Genomic DNA, 285 nt, shown 5'->3' with positions numbered 1-285 from the left:
CCGTACTGACCGCCGCCATCGTCAGTACCGCGGCGATGCAGACACCGAGAACCTTCGAGACGCCGAGAAAGTCGAGCGCAAACGTAATGCCGATGAACTCGGTGACGATCGTGAGCGCATTGAGCAGAAAAAGATCGATGACGCTGAAGGCGCCCCAAAACTTGCCGAAGCGTTCGAAGATGAGGCGTGCGTGGCCGACGCCGGTCACGGCGCCCAGGCGCAGGACCATTTCCTGGTTCACATAGAGAACCGGAATCAGCAGCGCGAGCGTCCAGAGCAGCGACG

1 protein-coding gene is annotated in these 285 nt (G+C 60.7%); it reads right to left on the bottom strand.

From position 1 onward, the window contains the following. Positions 1–285, bottom strand: a 285-nt coding sequence (locus tag AB4Y43_RS40580) for a divalent metal cation transporter (protein WP_368730303.1), incomplete at both ends; no start/stop codon positions are given.

The sequence above is a fragment of the Paraburkholderia sp. BR10872 genome (assembly GCF_040965835.1).
GTDB classification, from domain to species: domain Bacteria; phylum Pseudomonadota; class Gammaproteobacteria; order Burkholderiales; family Burkholderiaceae; genus Paraburkholderia; species Paraburkholderia nodosa_A.
Note: the sequence above shows the minus strand (reverse complement) of the source record. Positions and strands in the feature narration are given on the sequence as shown.